This window comes from Kribbella sp. ALI-6-A, from assembly GCF_001984195.1.
Classification (GTDB): Bacteria; Actinomycetota; Actinomycetes; order Propionibacteriales; family Kribbellaceae; genus Kribbella.
On the sequence record NZ_MTQN01000009.1, the window covers coordinates 292348 to 307713 of the forward strand.

Annotated in this window: 13 protein-coding genes; 3 read left to right on the plus strand and 10 right to left on the minus strand. The window is 69.6% G+C overall.

Going from position 1 to position 15366, the window contains the following annotated elements; translation table 11 throughout:
• Nucleotides 1-118: 118 nt before the first annotated feature.
• Nucleotides 119-2326: a carbohydrate-binding protein gene (locus tag BWI15_RS10420; RefSeq protein ID WP_077014134.1), complete on the plus strand. Its 2208-nt coding sequence runs from the start codon at nucleotides 119-121 to the stop codon at nucleotides 2324-2326.
• Nucleotides 2327-2336: 10 nt separating this feature from the next.
• Here BWI15_RS10420 and BWI15_RS10425 read toward each other — a convergent pair whose 3' ends face one another.
• Both BWI15_RS10425 and BWI15_RS10430 read right to left on the minus strand, forming a co-directional pair.
• A complete protein-coding gene (locus BWI15_RS10425; RefSeq protein ID WP_077014135.1) occupies nucleotides 2337-2543 on the minus strand; it encodes a three-helix bundle dimerization domain-containing protein in 207 nt (68 codons plus the stop codon).
• A 63-nt stretch (nucleotides 2544-2606) separates the two neighbouring features.
• A complete protein-coding gene (locus BWI15_RS10430) occupies nucleotides 2607-3725 on the minus strand; it encodes an epoxide hydrolase family protein (protein ID WP_077014136.1) in 1119 nt (372 codons plus the stop codon).
• A 108-nt stretch (nucleotides 3726-3833) separates the two neighbouring features.
• Here BWI15_RS10430 and BWI15_RS10435 point away from each other — a divergent pair, with 108 nt between their 5' ends.
• A complete protein-coding gene (locus tag BWI15_RS10435; RefSeq protein WP_143465473.1) occupies nucleotides 3834-4829 on the plus strand; it encodes a glutathione S-transferase family protein in 996 nt (331 codons plus the stop codon).
• Nucleotides 4830-4933: 104 nt separating this feature from the next.
• Here the strand turns inward: BWI15_RS10435 and BWI15_RS10440 are convergent, their stop codons facing one another.
• Complete coding sequence (locus BWI15_RS10440; RefSeq protein ID WP_077014138.1) at nucleotides 4934-5818, minus strand: alpha/beta fold hydrolase; 885 nt, start codon at nucleotides 5816-5818, stop codon at nucleotides 4934-4936.
• A gap of 85 nt (nucleotides 5819-5903) precedes the next feature.
• On the opposite strand from BWI15_RS10440, the gene BWI15_RS10445 reads away from it, so the two are divergent.
• On the plus strand, nucleotides 5904-6380 hold the full coding sequence (locus BWI15_RS10445) for a CGNR zinc finger domain-containing protein (protein WP_077014139.1): 477 nt from the start codon (nucleotides 5904-5906) through the stop codon (nucleotides 6378-6380).
• A 6-nt stretch (nucleotides 6381-6386) separates the two neighbouring features.
• Here BWI15_RS10445 and BWI15_RS10450 read toward each other — a convergent pair whose 3' ends face one another.
• From BWI15_RS10450 to BWI15_RS10480, 7 genes are all read right to left on the minus strand, one after another.
• Complete coding sequence (locus BWI15_RS10450; protein WP_077014140.1) at nucleotides 6387-8360, minus strand: AAA family ATPase; 1974 nt, start codon at nucleotides 8358-8360, stop codon at nucleotides 6387-6389.
• Nucleotides 8361-8471: 111 nt separating this feature from the next.
• Complete coding sequence (locus BWI15_RS10455; protein ID WP_077014141.1) at nucleotides 8472-9305, minus strand: bifunctional allantoicase/(S)-ureidoglycine aminohydrolase; 834 nt, start codon at nucleotides 9303-9305, stop codon at nucleotides 8472-8474.
• Complete coding sequence (gene allB / locus BWI15_RS10460) at nucleotides 9302-10645, minus strand: allantoinase AllB (RefSeq protein WP_077014142.1); 1344 nt, start codon at nucleotides 10643-10645, stop codon at nucleotides 9302-9304. The genes BWI15_RS10455 and allB overlap by 4 nt, the downstream gene beginning before the upstream one ends.
• A complete protein-coding gene (locus BWI15_RS10465; RefSeq protein WP_077014143.1) occupies nucleotides 10642-11787 on the minus strand; it encodes a glycerate kinase in 1146 nt (381 codons plus the stop codon). Before BWI15_RS10465 ends, allB begins: the two co-directional genes overlap by 4 nt.
• The gene (gene gcl, locus BWI15_RS10470) at nucleotides 11787-13562 is read right to left on the minus strand and encodes a glyoxylate carboligase (RefSeq protein ID WP_077014144.1); all 1776 of its coding nucleotides are present in this window, start codon (nucleotides 13560-13562) and stop codon (nucleotides 11787-11789) included. The genes BWI15_RS10465 and gcl overlap by 1 nt, the downstream gene beginning before the upstream one ends.
• Entirely contained in the window at nucleotides 13562-14461 is a 900-nt protein-coding gene (locus BWI15_RS10475) for a 2-hydroxy-3-oxopropionate reductase (RefSeq protein WP_077014145.1), read from the minus strand. The genes gcl and BWI15_RS10475 overlap by 1 nt, the downstream gene beginning before the upstream one ends.
• On the minus strand, nucleotides 14458-15255 hold the full coding sequence (locus BWI15_RS10480; protein WP_077014146.1) for a hydroxypyruvate isomerase family protein: 798 nt from the start codon (nucleotides 15253-15255) through the stop codon (nucleotides 14458-14460). The genes BWI15_RS10475 and BWI15_RS10480 overlap by 4 nt, the downstream gene beginning before the upstream one ends.
• Nucleotides 15256-15366: the final 111 nt, after the last annotated feature.

Genomic DNA, 15366 nt, shown 5'->3' on the forward strand with positions numbered 1-15366 from the left:
CCTCGGACGGCATCCCCTGGGCCCAATAAGTTCCGGAACCGGGGAAGGGGTGTGGAATGCGCATGCTCGCAGTAGAGTCCAGCGCGCAAACGCTTTCCCGTAGATCATCGGAGGCACTGTGAGGCGTTCCATCTCCGCGGCGGTTGCTGCCGCACTGGCGGCCGGCAGCGTGCTCGCCGCCGCCGGACTGCCGGCCACCGCAGGCCGGCCCGATCGGGGTGCCGCCGTCACCGGCACCTATTCCGGCGGAGCCGACCAAGTCTGGCAGCCGCTGCCGACCACCCACGTGACGCGGGACGAAGGCGGCGCGACCGACGCCACCGTCGTGGTCGACCCGAGCGCCCTGCGGCAGAAGTACAGCGGCATCGGCTTCTCGCTCGACGAGACCAGCGTGTCGAACCTGTGGAAGCTCACCCCCGCCGAACGCGACCGCGCGATCCGCCTGCTGGTCGACCCGGTCAAGGGCGCCGGCTTCGAGCGCTTCCGCCTCACCATCGGCAGCCCGGACCTGATCGAGCACCTGCCGTTCTGGTCGTACGACGAACTGCCGCCCGGCGTCACCGAGGACTTCGGGCTCAAGTACTTCTCGATCAAGCGCGACGTCGACGCGCACATCATCGACACGATCAAGCTGATCCAGCGCTACAACCCGCGCGCGACGTTTTTCGCCTCGGCGTGGAGCGCCCCGGCCTGGATGAAGACCAACAACCGCTTCACCGGAGAGGTCGCGCTCAAGCCCGGCAGCACGTCGTACTACCAGGTCGGCAAGCTGCGCGACGACTGCATCGACGTCTTCGCCCGGTACTACGTGAAGTACCTGCAGGCGTACGCGAAGTACGGCGTGAAGGTCGACGCGCTGACCCTGCTGAACGAGCCCGGCATCGACGTGGTCTACCCGGCGATGGACATCAGCATCGAGCAGCAGCAGAAGCTGGCGGTCGCGATCAAGCGCGAGGTTCGCCGCGCCGGGCTGAACACCCAGCTGTACGTGCACGACTTCAACTTCTACGACTGGCGTGACCCGAACAGCACCGAGACGAAGAACTACCACCGGATCTTCGACGACCCGCGCACCAAGCAGGCCAGCGACGCGATCGCGTTCCACCCGTACTGGGGTGACCCGACGGTGATGCGGGACGCGTACGAGCAGACCGGCAAGCCGGTGCACATGACCGAGACCAGCGACCTGAACCCGGCGACGATCCTGAACTACTTCCGGCTCGACGCGTCGTCGTACGTGATGTGGGCGCAGGCCATCGACCAAGACGGCGGCACGCTGCACTGGACGCCGTCGAAGGACAACAACATCGACTGGGCCGAGGTCGGCCGCACCACCAAGTGGCCGAACCGGCTGGTCAAGGTGGACACGACGGCGAAGACGTTCACCGTGCGCAACGAGCTCTACGCGATGGGGCAGTTCGCGAAGTACCTCGGGCCGGAGCACACCCGGGTGGAGTCGAGCGCGCCGGCCAACGGCGTCAGCAACGTGGTCTTCAAGGACCGCGGCGACCGCTTCGTCGCGATCGTCGGCAACGCCAACGCGACGCCGAAGACCGTGCGGGTCCTACTCGCCGGCAAGTCGTTCACGACCACCGTGCCGGCGAACTCCTTCGCGACGTACCGCTGGAAGGGTGACGTCCCCGCGCAGCACCACAACCGTGCTCCCGTGCTGAACGACGTGCCGGAGGTCGTCGCCGACCAGTACGCCACGACTCAGGTGCAGCTCTCGGCCACCGACCGGGACCGTGACCGGCTCGCTTTCTACGCCAAGGATCTGCCGTCCGGGGTCAGCCTCGACGCGCGCACCGGTCTGGTGACGCTTCGCCCGACGACCGCCGGCCGGCAGGACGTGAAGATCCGCGTCACCGACGGCGCGGCGTACGACGAGCTCACGCTGCACGTGACGGTCAACCCGAAGGGCACTCCGCTCGGCGAACGGGTCGAAGCCGAGGCGTACGTGGCCCAGCACGGCTGGACCGACGGCGGCGCGAACTTCGTCGAGTCCAACCCGTCGGCCAGCGGCGGCAAGAACATCGGCTGGACCGCGCCGGGCAACTGGCTGCAGTACCGCGTGGACGTTCCGCAGGCCGGCACCTACCAGCTGGAACTACGGGCCGCCAACGGCACCGGTGCTGTCGCCCCCGACGCCGTCTCGCTGCGCGACGCGTCCGGCGCCGTACTCGCGAAACTGTCGGTCCCGGACACCGGCGGTTGGGCGACCTACCAGTCCCTCACCGCGCAGGTCACCCTGTCCGCCGGCGAGCAGACCCTCACGCTCTTCTGCGAGACCGGCGGCTTCAACGTCGACTACTTCCGGCTGAGCTAGCCGGAACCGGTCAGCGATCGCCGACGGTCTGCTTCAGGCGTTGTTTGGCGTCGCGCTCGACGAACAGCGGGACGAAGTCCCTGATCGGAGCGTGGTCGAAGGTCGGCTGGACCTGCTGGACGACCTCGGCCACGTTCTCCGTCGGCACGTCGGGGAACTGCTTGGCCAACCGGTCCACGACCTCGTTGATCGCGCGCTTCTCCTCTGTCTTGTCCATACCTCCACCATTCCCACGCACCCGGCCGGCCATCAACGCCGGCCGGGTTTGTTCACCTGATGGTCATCTTCCGAGCACAGCGGAGAAGAACTGCCGGAGGTCTCGCACCAGAAGGTCCGGCGTCTGCTGGGCGGCGTAGTGCCCGCCGGTGTCGTACTCGTTCCAGGAGACGATGTTCGCGTGGTCCCGTGCGGCGTAGCGGCGGATCGAGCGGAGGTCGTCGGCGAACTGGGCGAGGCCGAGTGGGACGGTGGTCGGTGCGGCCGGCGCCTCCTGGGCGGCGCTGTCGGCGTAGATGCGTAGTGCCGATCCGGCGGTGCCGGTGAGCCAGTGGATGGTGATGTGCGTGAGCAGGACGTCGGGTTCCAGACCGCCCATCACCTGGCTGTTCCACGCCAGCAGGCCGACCGGGGAATCCGTCAGCGCGTACGCCAAAGTCTGCGGCTGCTGGGCCTGCACATGGCTGTACGCCGACGTCGTTCGCTGGAGCTCACGGAGAGCGTCGAGTGCACGTCGGTCGCTCGGCGAGAGGTCGTCCGCCGGCTCGGTCGTCGGCGGGTACGACAGCGACTCACCGTCCGGGAAGGAGAACAGCTGCGTCACATGGACGCCGAGGACTTCGCCCGGCGCGACCCGGCCGAGCTCGGGTGAGATGTGCGAGCCCCAGTCGTTCCCGGCGGCGCCGTACCGGTGATAGCCGAGTCGGCGCATCAGCGTCGTCCAGGCGCGGGCGATGCGGCGGGGTCCCCAGCCCGCGTCGGGCGTCGCCCCCGACCACGCGAAGTTGGGCAACGACGGGATCACCAGGTGGAAGGCGATCGACCGGTCGAGCCCGTACGCCGCGGGATCGCTCAACGGGCCGATCACCTCGAGGAACTCGGCGACCGAGCCCGGCCACCCGTGGCTCAGGATCAGCGGTACGGCGTCCGGTTCGGGTGAGCGCACGTGCAGGAAGTGCACGTGCGCCCCGTCGATCGTGGTGGTGAACTGCGGATACGCGTTGAGCCGCGCTTCCCAGGCCCGCCAGTCGTAGCGCCGCAGCCAGCGGTCCATCAACGCCCGCACCGCCGCCGACGGTACGCCGTACGTCGTGGCTCCGTCGGGAGGCAGCCGCGTCCCGGCCAGTCGGCGGTGCAGCTCGGCCAAATCGCTGTCCGGCACGTCGATGCGGAACGGCTTCATGAGTCCTCCCGGGGCGCAGCCCGGGCGGGCCGCTCGCCGGTAAGTCGGCGTCGTCGACGAGTTCTCGACAAACGCGTGAAGTCGCCGTGGGCGGGGAACCGTGCGAACGTGGCTGCCAAAGGCGAGTTCGACCGTGACACCGACTACATCGCGACCCGGATCACCGCGGACGGGCGGGACGGATTCCCCGTCGAGCCCGGGCGGTACCGGCTGGTGGTCGCGCGTGCTTGCCCGTGGGCGAACCGGGCGATCATCGTGCGCCGGCTGCTCGGCCTGGAGGACGTGCTGTCGATCGGCTTCTGCGGACCGACGCACGACGAGCGGAGCTGGACGTTCGACCTCGACCCGGGTGGCGTCGACCCGGTGCTGAAGATCCCGCGGCTGCAGGACGCGTACTTCAAGCGGGACCCCGACTACCCCAAGGGCATCACGGTGCCGGCGATCGTCGACGTCCCGACCGGCGCGGTGGTCACCAACGACTTCGCGCAGCTGACGCTCGACCTGTCCACCGAGTGGACCGCCCACCACCGCGAGGGCGCCCCGGACCTGTATCCGGACAAGCTGCGCGACGAGATCGACGAAGTTGCCCAGCGCATCTACACCGACATCAACAACGGGGTCTACCGGTGCGGCTTCGCCGGTTCACAGCAGGCGTACGAGGCTGCCTACGACCGGCTCTTCGCAGCCTTGGACTGGCTGTCCGACCGGCTGCGCGACCGCCGGTACCTGGTCGGCGACTCCATCACCGAGGCCGACATCCGGCTGTTCACCACGTTGGCCCGCTTCGACCCGGTCTACCACGGCCACTTCAAGTGCAACCGCAACAAGCTCACCGAACTGCCGGTGCTGTGGGCCTATGCGCGCGATCTCTTCCAGACCCCCGGCTTCGGCGACACGACCGACTTCGTCCAGATCAAACAGCACTACTACCTCGTGCACACCACCATCAACCCGAACCAGATCGTGCCGAAGGGCCCGGACCTCGCGAACTGGCTGAGCCCGCACGGACGTGAAGCCCTCGGCGGCAGCCCGTTCGGCGACGGCACTCCCCCGGGCCCGACCCGCGAGGGCGAGCGCGTCCCGGCCGGGCACGGCGCAGACTGACGAGAGGCCAGGGACCGAGGTCCCTGGCCTCTCGCACCAATCACAGACGGCACGATCTTACCCGCGGTGAAACCGCGATCACAAGTCGTGGCGAGACCGGCCGCTCATACAGTTGCCCTGGACAACAACTTTCGGTCCAGGAAGTCGCCGATCAGCCGGCCGGTCTCGTCCAGAGCGCTCTCCAGCAGGAAGTGCCCACCGTCGAGCAGGTGGATCTCGGCGTCCTTGGCGTCCCGGGCGAACGCCTCCGCACCGGCCGGCCCGAAGATCGGGTCGTTGCGACCCCACACCGCCAGCACCGGAACCTGACTGGTCCGCAGGTACTCGTGCAGGTCCGGGTACAGCGCCGAGTTCGTCGCGTAGTCCCGGAACAGCTTCAGCTGGACCTGGTCGTTGCCCGGTCGCGCCAACTTCTGCAGATCGTGGTGCCAGGTGTCCGGGCTGACCACGGTCTCGTCGGCGACGCCGGTGACGTACTGCCACCTGATGCCTTCCGGGGACAACGCCCACCGGACCGCCTCTTCGGTCTCGGCGTTCTGCTCGTTCTGGTAGTCCCACACGACCTTCCAGAAATCCGCGACGAAGCCGTCGTCGTACCCGTTGCCGTTCTGGGTGACGATCCCGGTGATCGCCTCCGGGTCCTTCAACGCCAGCCGCCATCCCACCGGCGCGCCGTAGTCCTGGACGTAGATCGCGTACCGCTCGGCGCCGAGCGACTTCAGCAGCTCGTCGGTCAGCTCGGCCAGCGCGTCGAAGGTGTAGTCGAACTCCTCCACCGTCGGCGCGTCCGACAGCCCGAAGCCCGGCAGATCCGGCGCGATCACCCGGTACCGGTCGGCCAGCAGCGGGATCAGGTCCCGGAACATGTACGAACTGGTCGGGAACCCGTGCAGCAGCACGACAACGGGCGCTTCCACCGGCCCGGCCTCCCGGTAGAACAACCGCTGCCCCTGCACGTCCGCGAACCGGTGATGTACGACGTTGCGCATGTCTTCTAACCCCTCAACTCGATTGTGAGGGTTAGATCAAAGCGCGCAATGGTGTAACCTGTCAACACCGACAAGGGGGTTAGAGATGACAGCGACGGACGAGCACTTCCTGCTCGACCTGCTGAACAGCACGCCGGTGGTCGCCGGCGTGCAGCAGGACCGGCTGGAGGAGACCGAGGCCTGGAAGTCCTGCCCGGACGGAAGGTCCACGCTCGCGGAAGTCCGCTCAGCCCTTCAGGACGTGGTCCGCGGCGACCAGCCGGCCGACGTACTGGCACCGTTCTTGCGTGACGTTCGCCAGGTCCCGACCCTCACGGCCGACGGCACGGTCGAGTGGAGGCTGGAAGCGCCTCCCGAGCTCACTGCCGCAGCCCGTGCCGTCCTTGCCTGGTCCGAGCTTCGAACCACCCGCCCCGGACGGCTCCGCTCCTGCGGAAACCCCGACTGCCGGCTGTTCCTGATCGACCGCAGCAAGGCGAACACCGCCCGCTGGTGCTCGATGACCACCTGCGGCAACCGGATGAAGGCCCGCCGCCACTACCAAGCCAGGACCAAAGCCTGACCGGCGTCAGGTGCCAGGCTTCTGGAGCAGGTAGTCCTCGGCGCGCATCGACGCGGCGGGCTTGACGTCTTCGGGCAGCAGCTCCCGCAGGTCGCGCTCGGTCAGCGTGCTCGGGTCGCGCAGCGCGAGGCGGGTGGCCTGGTTGGAGATGGCTTCCTCGAGCAGGTTGCGGATGAAGCGGCCGTTGCCGAAGTTGTGACCGCGGGGCGCGGGCGGGATCACCCGGCGGACGCTGTCCAGGACGGCCTGGGTGTAGATCATGCCCTGCTGCCGGGCCTGCAGCTCGAAGATCGCGACCAGCTGGTCGGTGTCGTACTCGCTGAACGACAGCAGCTTCGGGAAGCGCGACTGCAGACCGGTGTTCGACTCCATGAACCGCTGCATCTCGCGGTGGTAGCCGGCCACGATCACCACGCACTTGTCGCGGTGGTCCTCCATCATCTTCAGGATCGTGGCGACCGCTTCGAGCCCGAAGTCGCCGGGCGCGTTCTCGGGCACCAGCGTGTAGGCCTCGTCGACGAACAGCACGCCACCGAGCGCCTCGCGGAACTTGGCCGCCGTCATCGGCGCGGTGGTACCGACGGTCGGGCCGACCAGGTCGGACCGGTCGACCTCGACGACGTGCCCGCTCTCGAGCACGCCCAGCTCCTTGTAGATCCGGGCGAGCAGCCGGGCGATCGTCGTCTTGGCCGTACCGGGCTTGCCGACGAACACCATGTGCCGGGCGCGCTCCTGCGCCGGCAGCCCGAACTCCTGCCGCCGCTGGTTGGTCTTGATCTCGGCCACCATCCGGCGGACCGCGTCCTTGACCGACTCCAGTCCCACCAGCGCGTCCAGCTCGGCCAGCGGCCCGTCCGACATCACCGGCGTGTGGACCACAGGCTCGTCGACGACCGGCTCCTCGACGACCGGCTCAGGCTGCTCCACGACCGGCTCGGTCACTGCAACAGGGGTGACCGCGGGCTCGGGTACGACCGGCGCCGGACGCTCCAGCAACCGGAAGAACGCTCCGAGATCCGGAACCTCCGGGTCCGGCCAAGCCCCTCTGTCCGGTACGCCGGCCAGCTGCACCGACACCCGCGTCGCCGCCGCCACCCAGGACCGCGCGAGCGCCTCCTGGTCCTCCGCGATCGCCCGCCCCAACCAGTCCGTGGTCCGCGCCAGCCAGACCCGCGGGTCGAAACCACGCTCGAGGTCGGCGATTGCGTACTCGACATCCCATCCGGCGACGCCGAGAATCTGCCCGACCGCCGCCGGCTGCCCGCGCAGCCCCGTCGCCCGGATCACTCGCGCCAGCAACTGCGCGAAGTCCCGCGTCTGATCGTTCGCCACAACGGCCGACAACTTCCCGTGCACGTCTCGCAAGGTGTCGAGCGAGTACTTCATCGCCGCCGACGGACCACCCAGTTCCGGCAGCACCGCCCGCTCGCCATCACTCAGTACGGCGGTCCGCCAGAACTGCTCGATCGTGTCGTAGTCGGCCGCCACGTGCATCCGGGTCGCCTCGCGATCGGCCAGCACCCGGTCGAACGCCGCGGTCAGCGCCCGAGCCCGCGCGGCCAGCGGCGGCGCGTCGACGAACAGGCTCGCCACGTCCCGCGACAACCGCAGCGCCTGCAACCGCGCGTCCTCGGGAAACCCCCGCGCTCCGGACACCGCCTGCAACGGCCAGTCGGTCGCCGCGACCCGCACCACGTATCCGGCCCCACCGAACCGCACAGACGGCCGGTGAAAGTCTCGAGTCAGTACGGCGGCCAGATCGGCGTACTCGCCGTGCAGCACCGGAATCCACCCGGCCAGCAGCGGCGCGACCTGATGCGCGAGCCACACCGCCGCCGGCGTCCCCTCCACGAACTCCGGAAACACTCCCGGCCGCAGCGCACCCGGCTCGTCGGCCCACGCCCTCAGCTGCGCGCGGACACCGTCCACCCACTCGTCCGGCACTTCCCACGGCTCGTCAGCACCGACAACGTCGAGCACACGCGGTCTCCGGGAGTGGTCAGGCACAGGCACACCTTAATCTGCGACCGGCCGACGTGCCGACCACGCCGCCTGCCCCCGGCAACGACGCCGGAGCGGCCGGTCGGGTGCTCAGGAGAAGGTTCGCGGCAGTCGCGGGTGGCGGTTGACGTCCTTGTAGATGAGGTAGCGGAAGCGACCCGGGCCGCCGGCGTAGCAGGCCTGGGGGCAGAAGGCGCGCAGCCAGAGGAAGTCGCCTTCCTGGACCTCGACCCAGTCCTTGTTCACCAGGTAGACGGCCTTGCCCTCCAGGATGTAGATGCCGTGTTCCATCACGTGGGTCTCGGGGAACGGGATCACGCCGCCGGGCTCGAAGGTGACGATGTTGACGTGCATGTCGTGGCGGACGTCGAGCGGGTCGGCGAAGCGCTGGGTCTTCCAGCGGCCCTCTGTGCCGGGCATCTCGACGCCTTCGACGTCGTCCTCGTGGGTGACAAAAGCCTCCGGTACGTCGATGCCGTCGACGCGCTCGTAGGCCTTGCGGACGAGGTGGAAGCGGGCGAGCCGGTCGCTGGTGTTGCGCAGCGTCCAGTCGGCGGCCGGCGGGAGGAAGGCGTAGCTGCCGGGGACGAGTTCGTGCTTCTCACCGCCGACGGTCAGCACCACGTTGCCCTCGACAACGAAGATGACGGCCTCGGCGCCCGGGTCGGTCTCGGGCCGGTCGCTGCCGCCGCCGGGGGCGACCTCCACGATGTACTGCGAGAACGTCTCGGCGAATCCCGACAGCGGCCGGGCCAGCACCCACAGCCGGGTGTCGTCCCAGAACGGGAGCTGGCTGGTGACGATGTCGCGCATCGTGCCGCGCGGCAGGACGGCGTACGCCTCGGTGAAGACGGCGCGGTCGGTGGTCAGCTCGGTCTGCGCGGGATGCCCGCCGGCCGGCGAGTAGTAGCGCGGCTGATTCATCGTTCGTCTCCTCGGGTCAGCAGCCGGCCGCGCGGGCCGGCGTCGATGTCGATGGGTCGGCCGCGCAGCCAGGTCCGGCGGACGACGCCGGCCAGCGGCCATCCGGCGTACGGGGTGACGGCGTTCTTGTGCTGCAGGGTGCCGGGATCGACCACGAAGGCCTCGTCCGGCGCGAAGACGCACAAGTCCGCGTCGCGGCCCGGCTCGATCCGGCCCTTGCGGGTCAGTCCGGCCTGTTCGGCGGGCGCCTGGCACATCCACCGGGCGACGTCGGCCAGGCCGAAGCCGCGGCGGCGCGCCTGCGTCCACACCGCCGGCAGAGCGACCTGGAGCGAGGCGATCCCACCCCAGGCGGTGCCGAAGTCGCCGGTGGTCAGGTGCTTGAGCTCGATCGTCGACGGCGAGTGGTCCGACACCACCAGATCGATGAGCCCGTCACGCAAGCCCTGCCAGAGCAGCTCGCGGTTCGCCGCTTCGCGGATCGGCGGGCAGCACTTGTACGGCGTGGCGCCGGGCGGGATCTCCTCGGCGCAGAAGGTCAGGTAGTGCGGGCAGGTCTCCGCCGTGATCCGTACGCCGTCGCGCCGGGCCGCGGCGATCAGCGGCAGCACCTCGGCGCTGGACACGTGCAGGATGTGCACCCGGCAGCCGGTCCGGCGGGCCAGCTCGACCACCGCCGCGACGGCCGCGTTCTCCGCCTCGCGCGGACGGGAGCGCAGGAATCCCAGGTAGTCCGGCCCGCTCGCCGCCGGCGCAGACTCGATCCGGTGCGCGTCCTCGGCGTGCACGATCAGCAAGCCGTCGAAGGCGCTGATCTCACGCATCGCGGCCTCGAGCCCGGCCGGTTCCAGCGCCGGGAACTCGTCGACGCCCGAGTGCAGCAGGAAGCACTTGAACCCGAACACCCCCGCGTCGTGCAGCGGTCGCAGCTCGGCGACGTTGCCGGGGATCGCGCCGCCCCAGAACCCGACGTCGACGTACGCCTGCCGCTCGGCGGTCTTCCGCTTCAGCTCCAGCGCGGGCACGTCGCAGGTCGGCGGGATGCTGTTGAGCGGCATGTCGACGATCGTGGTGACGCCCCCGGCGGCGGCCGCCCGGGTCGCGCTGGTGAACCCCTCCCACTCCGTGCGGCCCGGGTCGTTGACGTGCACGTGGGTGTCGACGACGCCCGGCATCAGCACCTCCTCGTCGCCCAGCCGCACCTGCTCGGCGGCGTCCAGCGCCGATCCGTACGGCGCGACAACGGCGATCCGGCCACGCTCGATGCCGACGGCAAGCGGCGACTCACCCGCGGGGCCGACCACCCGGCGAGCGTGGATGACGAGGTCCAACGCGCTCATATGAGGCCCCTCTCGGTCGCTCTCATCGTAGGCCCGAGTCGTTCGACCGCGATCCGTTCCCCGAGCCGCCGCAGCAACGGAACCGGATCCGCGATACATCGCCGTACGTCGGGCTGCAGGTCGGTCAGGGCGTACGCCGCGTCGATTCCCCCTTGCTCGAGTCGTTCCGCGTCGAGGCGATTCGTCCCACAAACAGCCACCACCGGGATGCCTGCCGCGGACGCCGCCGCGGCAACTCCAGCGACCGCCTTCCCGCGCAACGTCTGCTCGTCGAGCGCGCCTTCTCCGGTCACCACCAGGTCGACCCCCGCGAGCCGGTCCCGAAAGCCGACCAGCTCGAGCATCAACTCGATCCCTGGTGCGAGCTTCGCGCCGAGCACAGCCAGCGCCGCAAACCCAACGCCCCCAGCCGCTCCGGCCCCCGGTGCAAGTCGGAGGTCAGGTTGACCGGCGATCAGGTCTGCCCAGTGGCCGAGAGCGGCCTCCAGGACAGCGACCTGCTCAGGCGTCGCACCCTTCTGCGGCCCGTACGTCGCCGCGGCGCCGGACGGCCCGGTCAAGGGATTGTCGACATCGCAGGCAACCACGATCTCGACACCCTTCAACCGGTCGTTCACCGCACTCACCTCGAGTGAACTCGCCGTACCCAACGCCTCACCACCCTCGGCGACCTCGGCCCCCGCCGCATCGAGCACCCGAGCGCCGAGCGCCCGAATCAAGCCCGCTCCCCCGTCGGTGCTGGCACTCCCACCGATCCCGACGATCACCCGCGTGCATCCACTGTCGATCGCCGCGGCGATCACCTCACCGGTCCCGCGCGAAGTCGCGGTCAACGGACGAGGCTCGCCGCCGGGCAACCGGATCAACCCGGACACGTCGGCGAGCTCGACCACAGCGGTCTCCCCCCGTCGAGCGAACCCACTCCGCACCGCCTCCCCCGTAGGCCCCGCCGCAACCACCGGTACCAGCTCGAACCCAGCAGCAACAGCCGCCGCCAGAGTCCCGTCGCCACCATCCGCCACGAGCACGGACTCGACCACAGCCTGCGGACAAACTCCCCGCACCCCGTCGCCGACCGCCGCCGCGACGTCAGCGCTGCTGACCGTGCCCTTGAACTTGTCCGAGGCAACCAGCACCCGCATCAGCTGAGCGGCACGATCGCGGTCGGAGCGTCCTCGGGCCGCTCGGCCAGGTCCTCGAACTCGACCACCCCGTCGATCTCGGTGCCCATGGCAACGTTGGTGACGCGCTCCAGGATCACCTCGACCACGACCGGGACCCGGAACTCGACCATCAGCTTCTTGGCCTGTTCCAGGGCCGGCAGGATCTCGTCCGGCGCCGAGACCCGCAGCGCCTTGCACCCGAGCCCCTCGGCCACCTTGACGTGGTCGACGCCGTACCCGCCGACCTCCGGGCTGTTGATGTTGTCGAACGACAGCTGCACGCAGTAGTCCATCTCCAGCCCGCGCTGCGCCTGCCGGATCAACCCGAGGTAGGAGTTGTTCACGACCACGTGGATGTAGGGGATCTGGAACTGCGCCCCCACCGCCAGCTCCTCGATCAGGAACTGGAAGTCGTAGTCCCCCGACAGCGCGACCACGGTCGAGTCGGGATCCGCGACCGCGACGCCCAAGGTCGCCGGCACGGTCCACCCCAGCGGCCCCGCCTGCCCGGCGTTGATCCAGTGCCGTGGCCGGTACACGTGCAGCATCTGCGCGGCCTGGATCTGCGACAGCCCGATCGTCGACACGTAGCGCGTGTCCGGCCCGAACGCGCGGTTCATCTCCTCGTACACGCGCTGCGGCTTGATCGGCACGTTGTCGAAGTGCGTCTTGCGCTGCAACGTCGTACGGCGTTGCCTGCACTCCCCCGCCCAGGCCGAACGGTCGGCCAGCTTGCCGGCCTCGGCCCACTCCCGCGCGACGTCGACGAACACCGCGAGCGCGGCGCGCGCGTCGGAGACGATGCCGTAGTCGGGTGCCAGCACCCGCCCGAGCTGCGTCGGCTCGATGTCGACGTGCACGAACTTCCGGCCTTCCATGTACGTCGCCAGCGACCCGGTGTGCCGGTTCGCCCACCGGTTGCCGATGCCCAGCACGAAGTCCGAGGCCAGCATCGTGGCGTTGCCGTACCGATGCGACGTCTGCAGTCCCACCATGCCCGCGGCCAGCGGGTGGTCGTCCGGGATGGTCCCCCACCCCATCAACGTCGGTACGACGGGCACCCCGGCCAGCTCGGCGAACTCGACCAGCAGCGACGCCGCGTCCGCGTTGACGACCCCACCACCGGCGACGATCAGCGGCCGCTCGGAGGCGTTCAGCATCGTGAGCGCCTTCTCCGCCTGGGCTCGCGTCGCGGCCGGCCGGTGCACCGGCAGCGGCTCGTAGGTGTCGATGTCGAACTCGATCTCGGCCAGCTGAACGTCCACCGGCAGGTCGATGAGCACCGGCCCCGGCCGCCCTTCCCGCATCAGGTGGAAGGCCTTCTGGAACGTCCCCGGAACCTGCGCGGCCTCCATCACCGTGACGGCCCACTTGGCCACCGGCTTCGCGATCGAGGCGATGTCGACCGCCTGGAAGTCCTCCTTGTGCAGCTTGGCCACCGGCGCCTGACCGGTGATGCACAGGATCGGGATCGAGTCGGCCGAGGCGGAGTACAGGCCGGTGATCATGTCGGTGCCGGCCGGCCCCGACGTACCGATGCAGACGCCGATGTTGCCGGCCACGGCCCGGGTGTAGCCCTCGGCCATGTGCGAGGCCGCTTCGACGTGGCGGGCCAGCACGTGCTTGATCCCGCCGTGCTTGCGCATCGCGCTGTAGAAGGGGTTGATCGCGGCACCCGGCAGCCCGAAGGTCTGCACGGATCCCTCCTTCTCCAGGATCAGGACCGCGGCGTCGACCGCGCGCATCCTGGCCATCAGCTCGTCGCCCCTTGCGAACCGGCCGAGCCCGACAGGCGCTCGACCCCCCGCAGCAGCGCGGAGTGGTCGAGCCCTCCGTCGCCGTTGGCCCGCGCCGACGCGACCAGTTGGGCGACCAGCGCACCGAGCGGGATGACGACGCCCGCCTCGCGGGCGGCGGCCGTGACGATGCCCATGTCCTTGTGGTGCAGGTCGATCCGGAAACCCGGCTCGAACGACCGGGACAGCAAATTCTCCGTCTTCTGGTTCAGCACCGCCGAACCGGCCAGCCCGCCGCCGAGCACCTCGAGCGCGGCCTTGGTGTCCACGCCGTACGCCTCCAGGAAGACCACGGCCTCGGAGACCGCCTGGATGTTGGCGGCAACGATCAGCTGGTTCGCGGCCTTCACGGTCTGGCCGGCGCCGTTGCCGCCGACGTGCACGACCGTCTTGCCGACCACGTCGAACAGCGGCTTGGCGGTCCGGAAGTCCTCCTCCGACCCACCGACCATGATCGACAGCGCCGCGTTGCGGGCCCCGGCCTCGCCGCCGGAGACCGGTGCGTCCAGCAACCGGAATCCGTTCGCCTTCGCCTGCGCGGCGAGGTCGATCGTGACGTCGGGCCGGATGCTGGAGAAGTCGATGACCAGAGCGCCGGTCTGGGCGTTCTGGAACACGCCGTCCGGGCCCGCGAGCACCAGCTCCACGTCCGGCGAGTCGGGCACCATCACGCAGACCACGTCCGCGTCGCGGACGGCGTCGGCGATCGAGGCCGCGGCGCGGCCGCCCGCCTCGACGAGCGGCTTGGCCCGCTCGGGGTCCAGGTTGTAGCCGGCCACCTGGTGCCCGGCGTTCGCGAGGTGGACAGCCATCGGGCTGCCCATGATGCCGAGGCCGATGAAGGCGATGTTGGTCATGAGTTTCTCCAGTCGAAGCTGTTGAGCGTGGTGGTGGACGGCTTGTACTCCAGCCCGACCATGCCGGTGTAACCACCGGCTTCGAGGGCGTTCAGCTGCGCCCGCAGCGGGAGCGTGCCGGTGCCGGGCTCGTTGCGCCCGGGCGCGTCGGCGATCTGGACGTGCGCGATCCGGTCGAGGTGCTCGGCGATCACCCGGTCGACGTCGTCGCCGTTGACCGCGAGGTGGTAGAGGTCGGCGAGCAGGCCGAGGTTCGGTACGTCGTAGGCCGCCTGGACGCGGTCGATCACCGCGAGCGCGTCGGCCGCGGTCCGCAGCGGGTAGTGCTCGGCGCCGCTGACCGGTTCGACCAGGACGACTCCGCCGATCCGCGCGGCGGCCTGGGCTGCCAGCGCCAGGTTCTCCACGGCGAGATCGTCCTGCTCCGCCGGCTGATGCGCGGCGATCCGGTTGCCGTAGAGCGCGTTGAATGCCCGGCAGCCGAGCCGGTCACCGATGCCGACGGTGACGTCGACGTTGTCCCGGAACTCGCTGGAGCGCTCGGGCCAGGACACCAGCCCGCGATCGCCACCAGGCATGTCGCCGGCGAAGAAGTTCAGACCGGTCAGCTCCACGCCGGCGTCGTCGACCGCCTTCACGAACGTGTCGATCTCGGCGTCGGCCGGCACGGCCTCGGCGAACGGCCACCAGAACTCGACGGCTCCGAAGCCGGCCTGCCGGGCCGCGGCCGGCCGCTCGAGCAGCGGGAGCTCGGTGAAGAGGATCGAGCAGTTCACCGCGAAGCGATTCATCATCTTCCATCTTCCGCATTGTGGAATCTAACTTCTGTTCTGCGAAAGGACGATAAGTTGCCTTCACCGGCAGCGTCAAGCGCCCCGAGCGCTGTAGGTTTCTCCAAAGGGGCA